Origin of the sequence: Ruoffia sp. FAM 24228, assembly GCF_045528575.1 — a bacterium.
GTDB classification, from domain to species: Bacteria; Bacillota; Bacilli; order Lactobacillales; family Aerococcaceae; genus Ruoffia; species Ruoffia halotolerans.
On the sequence record NZ_JBGQQZ010000002.1, the window covers coordinates 41,639 to 62,816 of the forward strand.

General features: G+C 35.5%; 18 protein-coding genes and 1 tRNA gene. 16 read left to right on the forward strand and 3 right to left on the reverse strand.

What is annotated here, in order from left to right:
- The first annotated feature begins 1 nt into the window (after position 1).
- The 14 genes from ACEN33_RS00700 to ACEN33_RS00765 all read left to right on the forward strand — a co-directional run bounded on the left by ACEN33_RS00700 (position 2) and on the right by ACEN33_RS00765 (position 17,144).
- On the forward strand, positions 2 to 484 hold the full coding sequence (locus ACEN33_RS00700; RefSeq protein WP_407094357.1) for a hypothetical protein: 483 nt from the start codon (positions 2 to 4) through the stop codon (positions 482 to 484).
- 8 nt (positions 485 to 492) lie between these two features.
- Positions 493 to 909 (forward strand): HK97-gp10 family putative phage morphogenesis protein, encoded by a 417-nt coding sequence (locus tag ACEN33_RS00705; RefSeq protein WP_407094359.1) that lies wholly within the window; start codon positions 493 to 495, stop codon positions 907 to 909.
- Complete coding sequence (locus ACEN33_RS00710) at positions 910 to 1,296, forward strand: hypothetical protein (RefSeq protein ID WP_407094360.1); 387 nt, start codon at positions 910 to 912, stop codon at positions 1,294 to 1,296.
- Entirely contained in the window at positions 1,296 to 1,904 is a 609-nt protein-coding gene (locus ACEN33_RS00715) for a hypothetical protein (RefSeq protein WP_407094361.1), read from the forward strand. Before ACEN33_RS00710 ends, ACEN33_RS00715 begins: the two co-directional genes overlap by 1 nt.
- A 132-nt stretch (positions 1,905 to 2,036) precedes the next feature.
- On the forward strand, positions 2,037 to 2,447 hold the full coding sequence (locus ACEN33_RS00720; protein WP_407094362.1) for a hypothetical protein: 411 nt from the start codon (positions 2,037 to 2,039) through the stop codon (positions 2,445 to 2,447).
- Between the two features lie 250 nt (positions 2,448 to 2,697).
- The gene (locus tag ACEN33_RS00725; protein ID WP_407094363.1) at positions 2,698 to 4,593 is read left to right on the forward strand and encodes a hypothetical protein; all 1,896 of its coding nucleotides are present in this window, start codon (positions 2,698 to 2,700) and stop codon (positions 4,591 to 4,593) included.
- 1 nt (position 4,594) lies between these two features.
- Positions 4,595 to 6,319 (forward strand): distal tail protein Dit, encoded by a 1,725-nt coding sequence (locus ACEN33_RS00730; RefSeq protein ID WP_407094364.1) that lies wholly within the window; start codon positions 4,595 to 4,597, stop codon positions 6,317 to 6,319.
- A gap of 22 nt (positions 6,320 to 6,341) precedes the next feature.
- A complete protein-coding gene (locus ACEN33_RS00735; protein ID WP_407094375.1) occupies positions 6,342 to 8,576 on the forward strand; it encodes a phage tail spike protein in 2,235 nt (744 codons plus the stop codon).
- A 63-nt stretch (positions 8,577 to 8,639) separates the two neighbouring features.
- On the forward strand, positions 8,640 to 13,166 hold the full coding sequence (locus ACEN33_RS00740) for a glucosaminidase domain-containing protein (protein ID WP_407094365.1): 4,527 nt from the start codon (positions 8,640 to 8,642) through the stop codon (positions 13,164 to 13,166).
- A 61-nt stretch (positions 13,167 to 13,227) separates the two neighbouring features.
- Positions 13,228 to 15,024: a hypothetical protein gene (locus tag ACEN33_RS00745; RefSeq protein WP_407094366.1), complete on the forward strand. Its 1,797-nt coding sequence runs from the start codon at positions 13,228 to 13,230 to the stop codon at positions 15,022 to 15,024.
- Positions 15,025 to 15,049: 25 nt separating this feature from the next.
- Positions 15,050 to 15,478 (forward strand): holin family protein, encoded by a 429-nt coding sequence (locus ACEN33_RS00750; protein WP_407094367.1) that lies wholly within the window; start codon positions 15,050 to 15,052, stop codon positions 15,476 to 15,478.
- Positions 15,478 to 15,636: a hypothetical protein gene (locus ACEN33_RS00755; protein WP_407094368.1), complete on the forward strand. Its 159-nt coding sequence runs from the start codon at positions 15,478 to 15,480 to the stop codon at positions 15,634 to 15,636. Before ACEN33_RS00750 ends, ACEN33_RS00755 begins: the two co-directional genes overlap by 1 nt.
- Before the next feature lie 334 nt (positions 15,637 to 15,970).
- Positions 15,971 to 16,044: transfer RNA gene (locus ACEN33_RS00760), tRNA-Arg, on the forward strand.
- A gap of 86 nt (positions 16,045 to 16,130) precedes the next feature.
- Positions 16,131 to 17,144, forward strand: a complete 1,014-nt coding sequence (locus ACEN33_RS00765) for a tyrosine-type recombinase/integrase (RefSeq protein WP_407094369.1) — start codon at positions 16,131 to 16,133, stop codon at positions 17,142 to 17,144.
- 50 nt (positions 17,145 to 17,194) lie between these two features.
- On the opposite strand, the gene ACEN33_RS00770 is transcribed toward ACEN33_RS00765, so the two are convergent.
- The 3 genes from ACEN33_RS00770 to ACEN33_RS00780 all read right to left on the reverse strand — a co-directional run bounded on the left by ACEN33_RS00770 (position 17,195) and on the right by ACEN33_RS00780 (position 18,983).
- The gene (locus ACEN33_RS00770; RefSeq protein ID WP_407094370.1) at positions 17,195 to 17,740 is read right to left on the reverse strand and encodes a hypothetical protein; all 546 of its coding nucleotides are present in this window, start codon (positions 17,738 to 17,740) and stop codon (positions 17,195 to 17,197) included.
- An 11-nt stretch (positions 17,741 to 17,751) separates the two neighbouring features.
- A complete protein-coding gene (locus ACEN33_RS00775; protein WP_407094371.1) occupies positions 17,752 to 18,219 on the reverse strand; it encodes a hypothetical protein in 468 nt (155 codons plus the stop codon).
- A gap of 164 nt (positions 18,220 to 18,383) precedes the next feature.
- Positions 18,384 to 18,983: a helix-turn-helix domain-containing protein gene (locus ACEN33_RS00780; protein WP_407094372.1), complete on the reverse strand. Its 600-nt coding sequence runs from the start codon at positions 18,981 to 18,983 to the stop codon at positions 18,384 to 18,386.
- 190 nt (positions 18,984 to 19,173) lie between these two features.
- Between ACEN33_RS00780 and ACEN33_RS00785 the strand changes: the two genes are divergently transcribed.
- Both ACEN33_RS00785 and ACEN33_RS00790 read left to right on the forward strand, forming a co-directional pair.
- A complete protein-coding gene (locus ACEN33_RS00785; RefSeq protein WP_407094373.1) occupies positions 19,174 to 19,374 on the forward strand; it encodes a transcriptional regulator in 201 nt (66 codons plus the stop codon).
- Between the two features lie 298 nt (positions 19,375 to 19,672).
- A complete protein-coding gene (locus ACEN33_RS00790) occupies positions 19,673 to 21,067 on the forward strand; it encodes a hypothetical protein (RefSeq protein WP_407094374.1) in 1,395 nt (464 codons plus the stop codon).
- Positions 21,068 to 21,178: the final 111 nt, after the last annotated feature.

Genomic DNA, 21,178 nt, shown 5'->3' on the forward strand with positions numbered 1-21,178 from the left:
TATGAATATTAATTTTAATAAACACAATATAATTTATTTTGGAGACAATTTTATTAATGCGGTCTACTTAGGACAGCAAAAGCTATTTGAGTATGTTGAACCTACCAAAGATATTATTTATGAATATGTAGGTAATATTGGTTATATGGGTAGTGAGGTGGGCAATGTAACTACATACTTACCTGAGATTAAATCTCCTGAGCTAATTCAGATGATTAAAGACAGAGGTGGACCTGAAGAGATTCAAAACATGTTTATTGATGGGTTTGAAGTAGGGTCAATTGGATATTTCTTTAATGGTACAGATTACTTAAGGGGAGGGTCGAAATTTTTTGGAAACAATACTGCTATTGATAGAGAATACATCAGAGCAAAAAGATATTTTGACAACTCCTCATACCAGACAAAAGAGGTAGCTGGATTTATCTATACCATAACTATTACAGAAGCCTCACCAGTTACTTTAGAGATAATCTTTAAGTAAGTGATGTTATGACAAATTTTAAAGACAATTCAGACAAAATTATCAGAGAATTACAGGATGCGGTTTATAAAGGAGTTACTAAGGCTTCAGAGACAGTTGAGACTCAAGCTAAACTTAATGCTCCAGTGGATACAGGGAAATTAGGTCAGTCTATTAATAACTATGTTGAAGGGGCTAGAACGAATACTATCACTGGATATATTGGAACAAACACTGAATACGCTATCTTTGTTGAAAAAGGTACTGGTGAGTTCGCAACGAATGGTTTAGGACGTAAAACTCCCTGGACATATCAGAAGCCAAATGGTGAATGGGTGACTACAACAGGACAGAAACCTCAGCCTTTTCTTGAACCAGCATTCAAAGACAATGTAAACAATATCGAAAAAGCAATCAAAGATGAACTAAAAAAGGTAGGTGATTAAATGGATTTAGTCTGGTTTACATCATTCCTAAATAAACAATTAAAAGAAATACATAAAGAATCACATTACAAGTGGAACCATAGTAAGACAGTCGAGTATCCATACCTAACTTATAACTATGAATCCACACCCATAGATGATATTCGAGATGAGTTTAGTGTGACAATCAATATATTCGATTACGGTATTTCAAGTAAGAATATACTTGAGTTAGAAAACAGGTTAATTAATGGATTAAATAAGAATTATCAAGAGTTAGACAAAGCGTTTGTCTATATAAGAACTGGTAGAAGTTTAGATATACCAACACAGAACGACTCAATACAAAGACGAGAATTGCAGTTGATTGTAAAGGTAGATTGGAAAATTAAAGGAGATGATATTTAATGGTATTAGAAAATGTAAGAACAACAGGTTATTCAGCTGAAACGCCAAAACACTTCATTGTGGACGCAGGAGCTCTATATAAGAACCTAGAATTTGATGCGATGGAAGGTAAATTCAAAGGTGAACCTATCGGAGCAACATCAGGTGGGTCATCTGTATCAGTAGAGCAAGAATATAGAACAGTAGAAATTGATGGTGTATTTACAGATGCAGTGGGGACTAAGATGTTACAATCAGCTTCAGCATCAATGTCAGTAAATATTAAGGAAGTAACAGCTGAGACAATCAAAATGGGAATCAATGGTACTGTCTCAACTGGAGATGGTGAAACAACTCCAGAAGGTGCAACGATTGTAACAGGTAAAGGTACATTAGAGAATTCTGACTATATCACTAATATTGGTTTAGTTGGTCGCTACAGTGGTTCAGATGACCCTATCATTGTTATTTTAGACAACGTATTATCTGATGGCGGATTAGAGTTTTCAGTAGAAGACAACAATGAAGCGATTGTAACTATGACATTAAGAGGTCATGCTGATGCAGGTCAAGTGGCAGATAGAGCATTACCATTACGTGTGATTTTCCCAGCACTTAGAAGTGAATAATCAACATAATCAAGTAAAATATGCCTAAAAATATCGATTCTAAGCTCAATTCAGATTGGCATGTGACCATTCATATGCTAACTGTTCTTAGAATCGATGTTTTTTATATTAAATTTAAGGAGTAGATAACATATGACATTAGATATGAGAAAACTAAAAGGTCAAGATACGTTCACGATATTGCGACTATTATCAAAATTAGGTGTTAAAGATTTAGTATCAGAGGTATTTGCTAATAGCTCAACACCAGAAGAAGCAATGGAAGATGTTAGGAAAAAAGGGAGTAACTTAATTGCAGTATTGGTTGAAGCTTTGACAGAGAAGTTACCAGAAGTTCAAGATGAATTAAATGCTTTCTTAGCAGATTTAACTGAAACAGATGTTGCGACAATTATGGATTTAGACTTTGAAGACTATATCGGATTAATTGTTGCGTTCTTCAAGAAGGAAGAGCTTGTAAATTTTACCAAACAGCTATCCTCATTATCAGATTTGGGGAGCACAAGTTCAAAGACCTCCTCTACAAACGATACAGCAATGTAAATGAACTACTATCTACATTCGAGTTAGATGATGACTACAGAGACTTCGTACTCTATCTCATTGAAGAAACGTATGAAGAAAAGATTTGGGATGTCTGGATACATAAAGATGTTGAAGACTCATTTGATGACTTTAAAAGAAAGTCTACGAAGAAGTCTAAAGCTAAAGTTAAGTCATTATCAAAAGAAGAAGAAGATGAAATTATGAAACAAGCTGAAGATATTCTCAGCATAACTATCGAAGAAGAGAGGTGAGAAAACTGAATAATTTATTCGAATTCGCTGGTGAAATACAGGTTAAGGTAGATGATGCAACAAAGAGTATTGAAAAGGTAACAAGCAAAGCTGAGAAAGAAACGAATAAGATGGTAGGGTTCTTTAAGAAGGCTTCAGTGGCTATTGGTACAGTGTTTGCAGTAGATAAAATGGTTGACTTTGGGAAGTTAGCAGTAGAAGCTTCAGCCAATGCACAAGCATTAGAAGCTCAATTTGGGCAAGTGTTTGGAGACATGCAAGATGAAGCAACAGGCATGATTGGTGACATGGCTGATGAGTTTGGTATGCTTCCTAACCGTGTTAAACCTGGCTTTACACAACTCACATCAATGTTCAAAGGAGTTGGGATGGAAGCAGAGGATGCGATGGGTGTAGCTGAAAAGGCTACCATAGCTTCAGCAGATGCGGCTGCTTTTTATGATGTAAGTATGGAGAGCGCACAAGCATCAATAACCAGCTTTGTAAAAGGTAACTATGAGGCAGGAGAGTCTGTAGGTGTATTCGCAACAGATGCTCAATTAGCACAGTTTGCAATTGAACAAGGAGTAGTATCTTCTACAGCAGAATGGCAGAAGTTAGATGAAGCAACTAAGATGGCAACGAGAACTGAATATGTTACAAATATGCAAGAGCAATCAGGTGCTATGGGACAGTCAGCAAGAGAGGCAGATGGTCTGGAGAATGTCATGGGTAACCTTAAACAAGCATGGCAAGACTTCTTAGCTATTGTTGGAGCTCCGATATTGGAAGCAGTGATACCAATAATACAAGGTGTCACATCAGCAATCGTAGAAATACCAGAAGTGATTGATTCAGTGATTGAACGGTACAAACTATGGTCAGAACAGCATCCAATCTTATCATCATTACTAGAAGGATTGATAATAGGCTTAGGTATTGTTGCAACAGCTATAGGAGCTTACACATTAGCAACGACAATAGCAACCTTTGCTACTACAGCATTTGCTACTGTTATGGCAGTCCTAACCAGTCCGATAACCTTAACTATAGTAGCTATTACAGCACTTATCGCTATAGTTTATACGTTGTGGCAGAACTGGGAAACAATTGGACCAATGTTGTCTAATATCTGGAACAACGTAAGTACAGCAGTTGTTGGAATTGTATCAAACATGTGGACTTCTATTACTAACTGGTTCAGTCAAATAGTATCTAGTGTATCAACTAAAACACAGGAAGCTTATAACTCAGTGGTTCAATGGTTTACTGATATGAAGAATTCCATTACACAAAAAGTAACTGATATGTATAACTCAGTAGTTGATTGGTTTGGAAAGATACCTGGAAAGATTAAAGAGAAGTGGAATGAAGTCACAGGTTTCTTAGAAGGTATCAATCTATTCAGTATAGGTACAAGTATAGTCGAAGGATTATGGGATGGTATAGCAGGCAAATGGGATGAAATGGTTAGCTGGGTAAGTAATAAAGCTTCTGGTATTACAGATACATTAAAAGGTGTATTCCAGATTAATTCACCAGCAAAGGTTATGATTCCAATTGGTTCAGCATTGCCAGAAGGTGTGGCAGTCGGTGTTGATAAAGGTGCTAAGTTTGTTGATAAAGCATTGAACTCAATTGCTAAAGATGTTAAAGATACATCGTTCTCAGTACCAGATGTGGCTGTAGCTAGTACATATACATTTGCACAAGCACCACAACCAACACAAGCACAAACGAATAATAGAAGTTTATTAGAAGAGATGACTTATTTAATGAGACGATTATTAGATAAAGATACTGATGTAAAAATAAATGGACGTTCATTGTCAGAAGAGATATTGGATGACATTAATGAGTTAAACGAATTGTACGATAACAGAAATATTAGAATTCAAGGAGGTGCATTATAGGATGATATTAGACGTTTATTATGACAGTTATAAGATAACAGACTATTGCATGGTACGTAGCGTATTACCTTATGTTGCACCAAGAGGTGAAGGACTAAAGGTAGATGTAAATATTACTATTAAGAATGATATTCAATACAATCTTGATAAGTTAAACCAGATACTATTCACACGTGAACCTAAACCTTTAATCATAAGTAGTGTAGAGGACAGATATCTAATGGCTGAACTTGATGGAGGAATTGAGTTAACATCTCGATTCAGTGGAGGAGATGCAACTATCTCATTCAAATCACAAGATAGCTATTGGTATTCATCACAAGGTGCTAAGGTAGTTGATTCAGATGGGCTAGGAGTAATCTTAATTAACAACAACGGTACAGCACCAACAGTTCCTAAATTTGATATAACTTTCCCATCTGACTCAGGCTTTTTAAGTATTGTAGCACCTAATGGATTTATTGCACTAGGAGATAAGCAACAAAAGACAACTATTGAATTACCTATGCAACAACTTGCTATGAATGAAGAAATGCATGAGTCAGACATGAGTGATTGGACTCGATTAGCTTCAGATAATCATTCAGGTGGTTTATGGGTTCCTGATTATAATAAGTTGAGTTTAGGAACAGGACAACCTAGTTTTGATGATTGGGGTATTAAACCTACTAAATCAACAGCACCTAAATCAGGTTATTATTGGAACTCATTTGGCTACTATAGAAACTTCAATACAATTCAAGATGAAATACATAGACTAACTAACTTTAGATTACAATCTCGAATCACATTTGAAGACCAGTCTAACAACTTATCTAACACAGGTATGTTCTTAATTGTGTTGATGGATAAGGACAATAAACCGATTATGACTACTTCAATATACAATGTTCTGAATAACTCAAACGAAGTGACTATGACAGCTAAGGTAAACGATTTCAGTGGACAAGGTAATTATAAGTCTAAGATAGTTAAGACAGCTAAATTCCCTAATGGTTTCAATGGAAACGTTCAGATGACTAAAGAAGGAGATAGATTTACATGGATTTGGGACTCAGGTAAGAATCAGAACGTAAATTCATCTAGTTCAGTTGTAGAGAAGTTTAGTGTTGGTTCAACTGTATATATCAAAACAAGTGCCAGGTATGGTTATGGATACGATGGTGTAGGTCATTCGATACAAGGTTTTACTAGAGGTAGAGCAAACAGAGTGCAAGCAACCAGAAATTGGAAAGGTAAGAAGCAATATCTTATCACTTACTCAGGTGTACAGATATATTGGATGAATGAAGAAGATGTAACAGCTAACAAGTCAGGTGTTGGGAAAACGAAAACGCAATCATCAAATGGACAAAGAACGGTTAGCTATTCAACACGTAGTAATCATCTATCTACCCTAACAGCATCAAAAGTGTTAGTCATCGGTGGTACATGGGATAATACGAATCCATTTAGCCGTGCTTCAATCAATTCAATGACCGTTCATAGGTTAAATGAAGGTGATAGGTTTGCTAAGGTAGCGAACACATTCACTAAAGGAGATAGACTAGTTATAGATAACTCAACTGGCGAGATTATTCACAACGGTATCACGTTCCAAGGATTACATGATGTAGATTCGAAGTTCTTTGATATAGACTACGGACCTAATGAATTACAAATAGTCACTAGTGACTGGTCAGCCTTACCAACGGTAACGGCAGAATTTCAAGAACGTTTTAGATAGGAGGTGTTAGTTTTTGAAAAATGTGGAAATACTTGATAGAGAATTCAACAGACTATGTTGGATGGACAATAATACAGAAAATGGATTACATTTTACTCAAGATAAGCTATCGACAAGCATTGATGGTGGTATCTATACATTAGAGTTTAGCTCACCTAAAGATAGCCCTCAAGCAGTACATCTCAAGGAAGGTCATTATATAACCTTCCTGAATAGGCAGGGTGTCAGAGTTTTAGGGACAATTATGACTATTCATGATGTTGGACGGTATAAGAAAGTCTATATGGAAGACACATCATTAAACTTGATTAATAAGATAGTTACAAAACAAGAACTACCAGCCACAGCTCAACCGATATCATTCTATCTAAATAATGTTTTGAAAGAGACTGGTTGGGAAGTTGGAGATAATGAGTCAAATACAAGTTTACAACTCGAATACACTAATAGTGAGACATTATTAGCTAGAATAAGAAAGATTGCATCTGACTTCAGTGTCGAGTTCTATTTTGAGACATTAATTGACACACCAGGTGCACCGCAGTTTTACATTCATATAGTTAAACAACGTCTAGAGGGAGATAATGGATTCAGATTAAGTTCTGATGATTTTATCGAAGGTATTGAGCGAAAAGTCAATATAGATAATGTTGTGACTAAACTAATTATAGAAGGTAAAGAAACAACGTCTCAATCAGCAGGTTCAACTACGACAAATAAACAGACAACAGTCACTACTAAGAAGTATGAGCAACCAGTTGCTAAGCAGTTCGATGCTTCTAAAGCGACAGGCGCTACTAGACTTAGTACATCAGGCTGGAACTTAGCAGAAGTTAATAAGTTTAATATGAATCAAGCAGACCCACCTCATGTAACAGGTGCTTACATTGATACATTCCTACGAAACTTCTATCCAGATTCACCTTTAGTGGGTCAAGGTCAGAAGATTAAAGACTATGCTGATTATTATGGGATTGCTGTAGGTGCAGTATTAGGTGTTTGGGCGAAAGAGACTACATTTGGACGAGCACATCCAGGTAAAGTGGATTATAACTATGGGTGTATCAGATGGACAAGTGGTTATCAGTCTGTAACCTATGCAGGTTCACAGTGGAGAAAATACTCAACAAAAGAAGCAGGGATTGCGGATTGGTTCCATCTAGTAAGATATAATTACGTGGAAACAGGACAAGCTAATTATGAGGCTTTTCTGAATAAATATAGTCCTACTTTTGAGAATAATCATGCTACATTTAAGAACTTAATGTGGTCAGTTATTAAGTCATTTGGCTATAACACGTCTGACAATACAACTAAGAAAAACTATTCAAGTTCATCTGATAATCCTTTAACACTTAAAGTATCAAACACATCTGCTTCATCTAATGTTTCAACGGCACCAAGTAAATCAGCACATGATGAGATGATGGATAAGATGATTAAGTGGTTTGCTGATAGGGAAGGTAAAGTAACTTATTCTATGAGCGCTAGAAGTGGACCTTCAAGTTATGATTGTTCATCAGCATTATACTCAGCTTTATTCTATGCTGGATTTAAACCTAATATCAACTACCTAGGCTCTACAGTGAGTTTATGGAACGATATTGGGACGAACAAGTTAATGTACGAGATTAAACGTTCGGAGGCTAGAAGAGGAGATATATTCCTTTCAGGAGCAAAAGGTAGTGCATCTGCTGGTGCAAGTGGACACACAGGAGTATTCTTAAGTAATAATCAGATTATCCACTGTAACTTTAGGGATAATGGGATTACACGTACACCAGTTGAAGGAAGAGCTGGTAGTCCCCTTTACGTATTCAGACTAGTAAATAAGAACCCACAAGTAAAGATTGGTGGACATATTAGTAATATGCCTACTAGTTCAAAGGTTGAAGGGGCTGTTAAAAGAGCATTATCACAAGTCGGTGGTAGATACGTGTGGGGTGGAGTTGCATTTAAAGCGAACGATTGCTCAGGTTTAATTTATGAAGCCTATAGATACGCTGGCTTCAGAATTAATCATAGATGTACTACATATACCATTGCACAACAGAAATCACCATTTAAGAAGATATCAGCATCTGAGGCAAGAAGGGGTGACTTAGTAGTTCAACATGGTGGTGGGCACGTAGCAATATTACTTGGAACTCCAAACAGTGGAGCTGGAATTGTACATAGTGCTACACCAGAATTAGGAATTATCACACAGAAATCTATCACAAATGTAAATGGTTATTACAGAGTGATGGACGTTTAAAGGGGCTACATTGAGTAGTCTCTTTTTATATCACGATAAATTGAAAAGGAGGAGATAACTACAATGAGTCAATCTTTTTTAAATCAGATAAAAGAAGGTGCAATAAATGGATGGCAGAAACATAAGATATTACCATCTATAACAGGAGCTCAATCAGCTTTAGAATCTGGTTGGGGAGGGTCAGACCTTGCTAAAAGTCCAAATTTTAATCTATTTGGAATTAAGGATTCGGAAGACTGGAATGGTCCTACTGTTAACTACAGAACCCAAGAATGGAGTGCTTCTAAAGGATACTACTATGTTTATGCAGACTTTAGAGTATACGATAGTTGGAATGAATCAGTAGAAGAGCATGGTGCATTCTTCACCAATACTGAATGGAGACGAAACAACTATAAGAAAGTAGTTGGTGAGAAGGATTATAAGAAAGCATCACAGGAATTAAAGAACGCTGGGTATGCAACCGACCCAGCTTACCCTTCTAAGCTAATCAGAATCATTGAACAATACAACTTACAGGAATGGGACCAAATAGCGTTTGCAGGTGGAAATGGTGGTGAGACTAATCCATCATCATCTAATAGCACGTCTGAGCCTAGAGTTGTCGGTGGTTCAATCACTACAGAGGCTAGAAATGATACATCTAAGCGTTCTATTACAGTTATTGGTGACTCTCTAGGTGTAGGTACAGAGCCACATCTAAAAGACTTCACTTGGCAGTCAGCTAACTACAATAACTATGGTTCAAGACAGTGGACACATGCGACAAAAGTTTATGATGCGCTTGAGCAATTACAAGATATCATTAGCTCGAATCAGTTAAATGATTATGTAGTCATGATATTAGGTACAAACAGAGGTGTTAATTCATCCGAGATTCAAAGAGCTGTTAACATGATTGGCTCAAGTAGAAAGTTACTCTTAGTTGATACTGACTCAGCAGTGAATCACAAGGCTTCAGTTGCTAGTGCCTATATGTTAGCTTCAGAGACATATTCGAATGTTTTTTACGTGAACTGGTCTCATTATGCTCAAGCTAGTTATTATGGTTCAGACAACATCCACATGACTTCAGCAGGTTATCAAGCTCATGCAGAGTTTATAACACAGGCAATCTATGAAGTAGCAAATTCAGACTGGTCTAAACCTTCTGTGACACCATCAACTGGAACTTCTACTGATACTAAAGACATTAAAACAATTAGCTATACAGATGACATCTTTGTCAGTCCGAATGGTGAATCAGTCATCTATAACAAGACTTTAAATGACCAATTCGGTTTCAGACCTAAAGGTGGTCAGGTGTTATGGATTGAACGAATCTTAACAGTTAACACAGATGATGAACAGGACATGTTGAAAGAAGGTTTAGATTTCATGAGAAAACATGCTCAGCCAGCAACTCAATATACGGTTAAACTTAAAGAACTACCTGATACCGTATCTATAGGTGATGTTGGTATTTTTGTTGACCATGAATTTAACCCACCTTTAGCTATTGAAGCTAGAGTACTAAACATCACCACATCTGAAACGAATCCAAGCAATGACACAATCACTATTGGTAATGTTAAAGAGCTATATCCACAATCTAAAGATGATATTTTGGCTTTACAGAAGCAATTACAGGATACACGAGTAGACATACTGGAAGAGTATCATAAAGGAGAACCTTTAACTATTCAATTGGAAGGGTCAAATGGGTTACTGTTATCTGGTGATATCAATCAATTTGAGACTGAATTAGTAGTTGGACCAACGACAAATTTACCTGTTCAAGCAGGAGAGCATGTCATTGAGCTTTACGGTGCACAGAAGACTGATAATGAATTCAGATTCTCTGGTAAGGTAGCTAATAATATCATTGATACGATTGATGAGTTAATTATTGGAGAACCTATTACAGCAGATGAAGTTATCATTCCAGAGGATGACTTATTAAATCCACAAGGTGAAGATACTCCTTATCCATTAGAGCCTAAAGATGTTCATGAGCTAGATATACATGAGTTCAAAGTAGAATTTTTAGATGCTTTAGGTCAAGTTGTTTTAACTGACATGATACCGCTATATGCTGATGCAGAGTTCAACTTCCCTATTGTTGATTTTGATAAGAATATCAGAAAAATTAGAATCTACGCTGAAAAAGATATGGAGTTTGAGCGTATTTCATTTACAGAAAAGGAAGCAAGTAGAGCAACAATTGATTCAACTCAGTTAATAGCTAGGGTCTATCAAGGCAATCATGAAGTTACAGAGCGCTTTAAGAATTTCTCTTGGGTACGAGTTTCAGAAGATTTCAGAGATGATGAAGGTTGGAATGATAAGAATAAGTTTATTCAGTTAAATCATATAACAGTTTACGCAAATGACATATCTAACAATGAGTCAACTTTTGTCGTTCGTTTATTCGATGATGAGTTCCAAGAGTTACTAGTAAGCTCATCAGCAGTAGTTAAAGTGAATATAGCAGGTAAATCAGCTTATCAATTAGCTGTTGAAGCAGGGTTTGAAGGAACATTAGATGATTGGGTAGCCTCATTAAGAGGTTCAGATGGAACGAATGGTACTCCAGGAGAACCTGGGGAAGATGGTCAATCTACCTATATTCACGTAGCATGGGCAGATAGTCCTATGGGAGATGGATTCTCTACCTCAGACTCAACAGACAAAGAGTATATGGGTACATATGTAAATGAGGTTGAAGAAGACTCTGAGGACTACTTAGATTACAAGTGGATGAAAGTTAAAGGTGAAAAAGGAGAACCTGGCGAACAAGGTCCTAGAGGATTGCAAGGATTAGAAGGTCCTGAAGGTAAGCAAGGTATTCAAGGTCCAGAAGGTAAAGATGGTGTATCAACATATACACACATTGCATATTCAACCTCTAAGACTGGAGCTAATTTCTCTCATGATACATTCGATGATGCAACATATATCGGTATGTATGTAAATAATGAAAGTGACAGCTCAGATAGTCCAGCTGACTATGAATGGACCTTAATAAAAGGTAAAGATGGTAGTCAAGGTTTAAGAGGACCAGAAGGTAAAGATGGTCGTACACCATACTTCCATACAGCTTGGGCTAATAATTCAACAGGGACATCTGGATTTAGTATCAATGATAGTGCTAATAAACTATATATCGGTACTTATACTGATTTTGAGTCAGATGACTCAGAAGACCCATCTAAATATAGTTGGACTTTAGTTAAAGGTGCTAAAGGTGAAAAAGGAGACCCAGGTCCTCAAGGTCCTAGAGGTATACAAGGACCATCTGGCTCTAATGGTCAATCTCAATGGGTACATATCAGATACTCTGCCAATTCTAATGGTTCAGGAATGGATACTAAACCATCAAGTACAACTAAGTATGTTGGTATTGCGGTAACTAACTCATCGAGCGCCCCATCTTACACAGGATTTACTTGGAGTAAGTATATTGGGGAAAATGGTTCTACTGGTCCTAGAGGTCCACAAGGTGTCAAAGGCGATACAGGTGACAATGGAAAGACTACCTATACTTGGGTAAGATATGCGGACACTCCAACAAGTGGTATGAATCAATATCCAGATGGTAAGAAATATATTGGGTTAGCTTTCAATAAAACTACTCAGACTGAAAGTAATAGTTATAGTGCCTACCAATGGAGCTTAATGCCACAGAATATTGAGATAGGTGGAAGGAATTTAGTATTAAATAGTTCCGCACTTGAGGCTTCAGGTCTAGGGGCTACAAGTGGGTCACGTGCTGAGTATCGAACAATAAAAACAGGACAAAGTTACATGGACTTAAAAGACGGTGAAGTAATAACTATCTCATTTGATATAGAGATGAAGATAGCAACAAAAAACCCTTCACTACAAGTGTACAACTCAAATGTACCTGGTCCCGTAGGAATACCTTCTGTGTCAATAGGTAATCAACTACAAGGAAATGTAGGAGACACTATAAATAAAAGAATTTCGTTTACAACTCATGCAGAAGTGAGAGACACTCCTAGGTATAGTTACAACACATTGGAGTTTTATTCTGGGTATGGCACAGATGACTTCTTTAAGATTAGTAAACTAAAAGTTGAACGTGGTAACACAGCTACTGACTGGACACCAGCTCCAGAAGATGTTCAATCTAAGATAGATAATAAAGCGAACGATTCAGATTTAAGTAGCACTATTCAGACCGTTACAGAAGAATCTGAAAAGATAGCAGGTCTTAGAACAGATGTAGATGTCACTAAGAATAATTTCTTAATCACTCATACTGATGAGTATGTTAATAAGATTACAACAACTGAATCATCTGTAGATGGATTAGATAAGAGAGTTGTTAGTGTTGAAGAAACTAAGGAGAATATTGATACATTCTTCCAGTTCGATGAAGCGTTTACGATTGGTAAGTCAAATGCTCAGACAAAGTTAAGAATGACTAATGATGAGATTCAATTCCTTGATGGTGACACAAAAGGAACATACATCACAGGTAACACAATGGTATCTCAAAATATTCAAATACAAGACAAGTTTAATCTTCCTAAACACACTATGGAAACTGAGGGAGATATAACAGTTGTTAGATTCACAGGATAAATAAAGAGTAGAAGGAGGGGCGGTGGTCGCCCTTTCTATTTACTTTATTAAGGAGGAAAACATGGCGCAAGCAGTAGGAACAATGTATGAAATAGTTAATGTACCAATGCGATTGTATTATGATTCAGACAGAGCTAATGCTAGAAATACATTACAAAGTGGATGGGTTAATGAAGCTGGTAGCTATAAAATAATTAATCATGTTGTAGGTACTAATAATGTAGATTTATATGCAATTAATGACATCACAAACAGCTATGCGATTGGTTGGATTCGAGATGATGACAACATTCAAGGAGTTAGGCTCTATGATGTACCATCTCAAATTAGCACGAATGATTCCAGTTACAAGGTGGGCTTACAGGGTACTAAAGGAATTGCTTATAAGTACACAGCTAAAATTGGAACAACAGTGATACACGAGACAGAGACAACTTTAACATACCCTAATACTGCCAAAACATTTACTTTAACATCAACTATAAAAAACTTAATCTATAGAGCTTTAGGGAATAATAACACAGGTGTAATGAATATTAGCGTTGTATCCACTCATAATGGGAAAACTATTAGAACAAGTACATCTAGTATAACTGTGGTGATTCCTGCAAGTAATGGTCCAAAATTTACAACGAACCCAACAGTTACAATTGTCGGTGCGATAGGTGGGTCAGCATATAAGGACATATCTAGTGTAAAAGTATCAGCACCAACAAGTATTATTTCTTTAAAAGATAATGCAACGATAAAAAGTAGAAGGTTTCAAATTGGTTCTCACTCAACTACTACTACAGTTTATAGTTATACTTCACCTGTTATTGGTTCAGTAGGCTCAGTACCTGTCAGAGTTACCGTAACAGATTCAAGAAACAGGTCAACCATATTTGAAACATCAGTTACTTTCAAGGAAGCTCAAAAGATAAGTATTGATTCATTCAAAGCTATTAGGAACGGAACGACTGGTATCAAGATAACAGCTAATGGTCAGTATATGTCTCAGATAGATGGTACACCTAAGTTCACTATCACTAAAAGTATCAGAGGTGCGAATACATGGTCTTCAGTTGCTACTGGAAACGTAACAGTCTCAAGTGGTAGATACTCTATCGCTGTTACTCAAACAAGTGGCTTTACAGCAACATCAGCATATGATTTAAGGTTAGTAGTCAGTGGTACATCAACAAGCGCCACAGGTAACTCTGTAGTTGGTACAGAGGCTGTTCCAATCTCATTTGGTAAGCATGGTTCAGGAATAGGGGCTATGTTTGATAATTCCAATTCAGCCAGTCTACAAGTTGGTAGTGGAGGAATTGATTCAGATGGTCGGTTAAATGTTAAGGGTAGCGGTAAAACTTTTAACTTAAATGTTACATCTGGTTCGACTCATCTAAATACTACTTCTTCAAATGGCTTTATTATGAATGATGACCTATTTGTTTCAGGTAATGCTTATGCTGAAGATAGTGCTGGGTCATATAAAAGGTTGGCTAGAGTTGATGAGTTGCCTGATGTCTCTAATATTCCAAATCCAATTTTAGAAGCAGGAGCATGGGCAGACTATGGAAGAGCAGTTGTAGATAATGTGAATACTGGTGGTGCTGATGTACTTACTAAGTATGGTAGAGCGACAGTGTCTGGGTCTGAATTTACTGTTACATTCAACAGTTATGGAGGTAGTTTTACTGGTACTCCTATTGTTATTGCAACTGCTGTAAGTGGTCGATGGGAGTTTGTTGTTCCATCTGTGACTACGGTAACAGCTACTGGTTTTACAGCTAGTTCTGTAAATGGTGCGAATGGACAAGCGGTTAGTACATCTCATGAGATTAACTATATAGCTATAGGAAGAAGAGCATAAGAGAATTATTTTAAGGAGGGGAAAAGTGGGAGCAAATGTAGAGGTAGCGACTGGGTACTTGAACAGCTTTATTGTATTCACCACTGGTGGGTATCATCCTTTAATGGGAATGTTAGCAATGATGCAAATCATTGATGTATTAATGGGAATCTCTAAAGCCTTCTACTTCAAGGAATTATCCAGTAGAAAGATGAGGCGAGGAATATCTAGAAAAGGAGTTCAATGGCTCATTGTAGTAGTTGCTCATATAGTAGATATGATTCTATTTGAAGGTACTAATTCTATCATGCTTATTGTATTGATTGCTTACATAGCAAATGAAGGACTGTCTATTGTTGAGAATGCTGGTGCGATGGATGTATTAGTACCTGATGAATTAAAGAGGCGCTTAACACAGGTTCAGGAAAGAGTTGAGATAGAGGAAGATAAGTTAGAAGATGAAGAGGTGAGATAGTGGATGATGTTAAACACATAGTTTACTGGCTAACTGGGTTTGTAGGTGCACTGATAACATTATTCAGTGGAGAATGGGAGTTCTCAGTTATAATATTGTTATTAATGTACGTGATTGAAAGTATACTGAAATACGGAAAAGATGATGAGGATAAGTAAAAAGGGTAAAACAAACTTCGCCTAGTTACCAAATGGTAGCTAGGTATTTTTTTTGCGTTAAAACTATAGAAAGATGTTTAAAGTTAATATACTAATACATATAGACAAAATAGCTTAAAAATGATACAATCGGTCTGGTTCGGTGAAAAGTTAGTTCGCCTGAAGAAAAAGCATACTAGTAATTTTCTATAAAAGTTACGTATATTATGCAGTAAGATATGATTGTACTATTTTAAAATAGTGCTATAAAGCCTTGTACGACAACTCTTTTAATATTGTTATTGACAATTCAGTCAATCATGGGCTATACTATAAGAGTTGTCAGTATTGATTTGGTCTAGTAGCTCAGCTGGATAGAGCATTCGCCTTCTAAGCGAACGGTCGCAGGTTCGAATCCTGCCTAGATCGTACATAACCTTGCTGTATCAAGGGGGGAAATCGAACCCTATTTATAACCCTTGTTTTAATCCCTAGTAAAATAGGAGGAAAACAGTATGAGTAAGCAACGTTACAGCAAGAAGTTCGAAACAGGTTTTGAGACTGATGTTTCTAATATTTTTGGTGAGAGTAAGGAATTGGTAGATACTTTACATCGTCAGAAGGTAACTATTCAAGAATTGGATAACAGCAAGTTAACGATTAAGGAACGGTTAGAAGAAACATTACATCAATTAAAGTTGATGGGATATAAGGAAAGGACTATGTCTGATTACAAGTATCACATCGAACGGTATATGAAGATAACAGAAGTGAATCTTATTTCAGAAATGGATAAAGATTCGCTTCTTTTGTATATCAATCATAATAATGTGTCACGTAGTACAATGAGAATAAGGTTAAAGTTAATGAAAGCAGTGCTGAATAAGTGGTATAGTGAAGGTATTATTCAGCATGATTTTTGGAGCGAAATACGAATTAAAGTAAATGAAGAAGTGAAAATTGGAGCATCTCAAGATGAGATAGAAACCCTATTAGGTAGCTTAGATTTTAATAACTTCACTGAATTAAGAGATGGTACAATGTTTTTATTAATGTGGGAAACAGGAGCAAGACTAGGTACGATATGCCAAGTTACTTATAAAATGTTAGATCTTGATGCAAAGTTAATTAGCTATTCTGGAGAATCAATGAAGAATTACAGATATTTAACTTTACCTATATCAGATAGGTTAAAAATTATGTTATCTACTTTAAAAAAGGTTAGTAGAGAAGTTCTTGAATATAATCAAGTGAGAATTGGTACAGGTCATGTATTCCTATCATCACTTGCTAATCCAATGGAGAGTAGAACGTTCAGCAAGCGAGTTAAGTATTATAAAGAACGTACAGGACTAGAGAATATTAATCCACATGCAATACGTAGGGGGTTTGCTAAAAGATTATTGGATAATGGACTGAGTGTTCCTTTAATTAGTAAAGCATTGAATCATAAGAGTATTGAGACGACTACACGGTATTTACATATTGATAATCATGAATTACTGGATGCTATGAGAGGAATTGAATAGTTTGTATAATAAAAACCCTAGCCATTTGATTGATTAGGGTTTGTTTTTGTTTAGTTAAGATTACTTTCCTCTATAACAATATTATTATCATTAATGACGATTGTGTATGGGAAACTCTCTTTACTACCATATATAGTAGTTAGATCAGCTTTCATTCCAGCATCAATTTCTAATATGTCAAAACTAAAACCGTCAACTTGGGCTTGATTTCTATCTGAATCATATAAGCTATAATCACTTGGCGTGAATCTTAGTTTTTCAGAAGAACCATTATCTATGGTGAGAGTTAGCGTAATAACATTATCTGTTACAATATCGTCATCTATTACACGTCCACCAAGTTCAACACCAGTAACAGCTACCAGTACACCGTCACCCATGTCTACAAAATCACCAAACGAATATGAATCGCTATCCTTTACCTTATTATCATTATTTAATAATTTAGTGAGTCTATTTTCCAATTCAATAATCTGTTGTTTTAAGTCCTCATTTTCTTTCTGCAAGCTTTCAATTGTTACTTCCTCTTCTGCACTTACATATAAGGGTACTGATACTAAATATATTAGCGACAAACCTAATAATAATTTTTTCATTTTCCATCCTCCTAATCTAACGTTTCATCCATCATATCTTCCATAAGTTCTGTCTCAAATAGTAATATACTAGGATAACTAACCTCAGTATTCGTCCAACTCGTATATCCAGCATAGCCCCATAGCACACCTTTAATCGTTAATATATCGTCCTCCAATATGTTGAAGTCCAGATCGTTCTTATAAGCATCTACTATATAAACATCATTGTAAGTGAACTTCCCATCAAAATCACTAATCTTTGTAAAGAGTGTGAAACGTATCATCTTATCACCAAACATTGGATGTTTAAAAACTTGAGCAACTTGACCTGTAACCTCAATGTTTTCTCCTCGTAAACCGTCTTTATCTCTAGCAACATCTTTATATGGCATCTCTTTATACTCTTCGGTATCATTAGTTGATGTATCTAAAGCGAATGTAGTGACAGGATTAATAATTATAGATAGTGACAATACAGCAAGTATAATTCTCTTCATTCTATTTCCTCCTATAAATAAAAAAAACTCCTATGATAATAATACCATAAGAGTCCGACATCTGTATAGATTTTATTTATATAACAATATACATTTAAATATTACAATACAACCGTACCTATTAAATTCACGTCCATTTTTTTATGTGTATGGATCTAAATGTGTTATTCAGCATCTGTTTTATCATTGGATGCTGAGGTATAGCCAAGTTCTTCAAGTTTACGGTTGGCTAGATCTATTGTGCTTTTATTACTAGCTATATTTGCATCCAGAACTTTCATATCATCATACGTATTGTAACTTACTTCACTTAAACCAGTCTGTAGGGTATCTAATTTTATCTTTACGCCTTCGAGATTAAGTTTACCAGCATTAATATCATCAATTATTTTTGATATATCATTCTCTAGTTTAGTTGTGATGTTCATAAGATTAGTAAGATAATTGCTATCTTTTAAGTTTTGTAATGAATCTAAATCATTAGTATGGTTTTCAAGGACACGTTTCCACATTTCAATATCTTCATTTCTTTTCTTTCTTTCTAATTCATTACCATATTTTAATTCTTCTACCGATATTCCAGCGATGTCAGCAATTGCTTTAAGCCTAATATCATTAGGAGCATTACGTCCATTTTCCCAATTACTCAAAGCTGAAACTGTTGCATCGATTAAGTTTGCGAAAGATTTTTGATCCATTTTTAAAGAAGATCGAATATATTTTATCCTTTTACCTAATTCAATATCAGATTGTTTGTAACTCATTATATCGTCCTCCCTATCATGATTATTTTATCATAAACTTCAAAAATTACACGATATATAAATAAAAATTCGTGGATAGAAAGAAACACCCAAATATTACAGAAATTACACGGTTTTATACTTGATTTATATAAAATAGTATGTTATATTATAATTACAGAAATTACACGAGAGGTGGAGGTGAGTAATTATGAACAAAGTAATTGGTTATAGAAAGATGATAGGCACACAGGAAATAATGGCAAAAGAGTTAGGGATTAGCGTAAACACATACGCAAATAAAGAACGTGGAAATTCTGAGTTTACAAGAAAGGAGATGATGAAATTTCACCAAATTATTAAAGATAGAATAGGGGATATTACCACGGTCGAGGGGATATTTTTTTACTAATGAATTACAGAAATTACACTAACTTTGGAGAAAGGGAGGTACTCAGCACAATTGAACGCACAAAAAAAGAGGCTATCTCTAGCCCCTAGGAGATTACTGCTTAAAGTAATACGTTTTAATACGTAGAAAGTAGTAAAGTTTATAAAATACTTTACATAACTATCATAACATTTAGTTGTGTAAAAGTCAAATATAACACCAATGATTAATAAATTATTACTAGAAAGTACGAGATTGATTAAGAAGAATTTCCATTTTTGAGAGAGATGGAATTAACATAAGAAGAAATTGTACTGAGATGATTACATTAATAGAAAGAAGTGGTTATTTGAAAGTACAAAAGGGATTGAGAAACAACAAATTAAGAAAAATTGATACAGATGACCCAGTAAAATATCTGGCTGAGTATAGTCCGCAAGTGTTTGATAGTTCACAATTAGAAATCTTCAAAAAAGACGAGGCTTTATACTTCATCTCAGGTTCGATTAAACCGCAAGCTAACGGTAGTTATGTCAGAAATAATGAATCAGTTGAAAATAGAGATTTAATTATCATTGATTATGATGATTTAGATATGTCAGGCGATGAGTTTAAGCAGCATGTTAGTAATACCGTAGGGCGATATCGTTACATTACTTATCCAACTGTTAGTAACGGAATTAAAGGCACTAGATATAGATTTGTAATAGAGCCAGAGAGACCATTAAATAAGTTGGAATTTGAACAAACATTCAAAAAAGTAACAGAAGAAATTGGATTGAATGCTGATTTTAGCAGCTCTACATTCTCACAGATCCAAGGGCTACCAGCACACAGCACTGATGTAACAGATTATGAAATTATTTACAACGAAGGTATTCCCTATCCAGTTGCTGAGGTTATACAGGAAGAAGAACAACCGAGCTATACTCAGCACTCTGTAATTCAATCTATCCCAGAGGATGAATTAGATGAAATGGTTGCTAACTATATTGAAGCTGATTGGGAGAACATTAAAGATGAAGGTCAGTACGTAAATCTTCATTACTCAATCATTAAGGATGTTCAAGAGGGTTTGATTACTCAAGAACAAGCGTTTAAATACGTCACGATGCTAGCCAATGGCAATGAAGAATGGGAAAACAACAATCACCAACGTTTGAATAATGACTTACGTCGGAACGTGAATGTAAGAACTCAATGGAGCTTTATTAGTAAGGTGAAATTGTTCTCTAATATGGATATTGAATCAACTCAAGAATTGAAAGAAATATTAAGAGATGAAGGTAACGTATGGAGAGAACAACATCGTAAAATAAACGCTAAAACAGGAGAAGTTACTACTGTTCCAGTTGATCCAAGAAGTGTAGCAAACATACTAGAAAAACACTGTAAGTTTGTGCGGATTAGTGAAGGTAGAGAAAAAGATGCTTTCCTTGCTGTTTACGATTATTCAGAAGGTATCTACAAGAATGATACTCATATCTTTTATGCCTTAATTAATGATATTGAGTATTCAATAGATAAGCGTAAAAGTGATACTGTAATTCATTACCTAAGTGCTGATGAACCTAATTTAGTTGAGATAACTAAAGATACAAACTTAATCGTAGCTAATAATGGAATATTAAAAAAACAAACTAGGGAATTAATGCCTTTTAGTAGTAAGTATATTTTTATTAGTAAAATAGCAACTAACCTGAATAATTCATAGTTTTACTAATAGTCTTTCCTAACATTGATTTAATAGTCTTTAAAGTAATCTGCTTCATCACCCATTAGGTGATGAAAAAAGACCCCCTTTCTGATATGGTTAATTCACCAC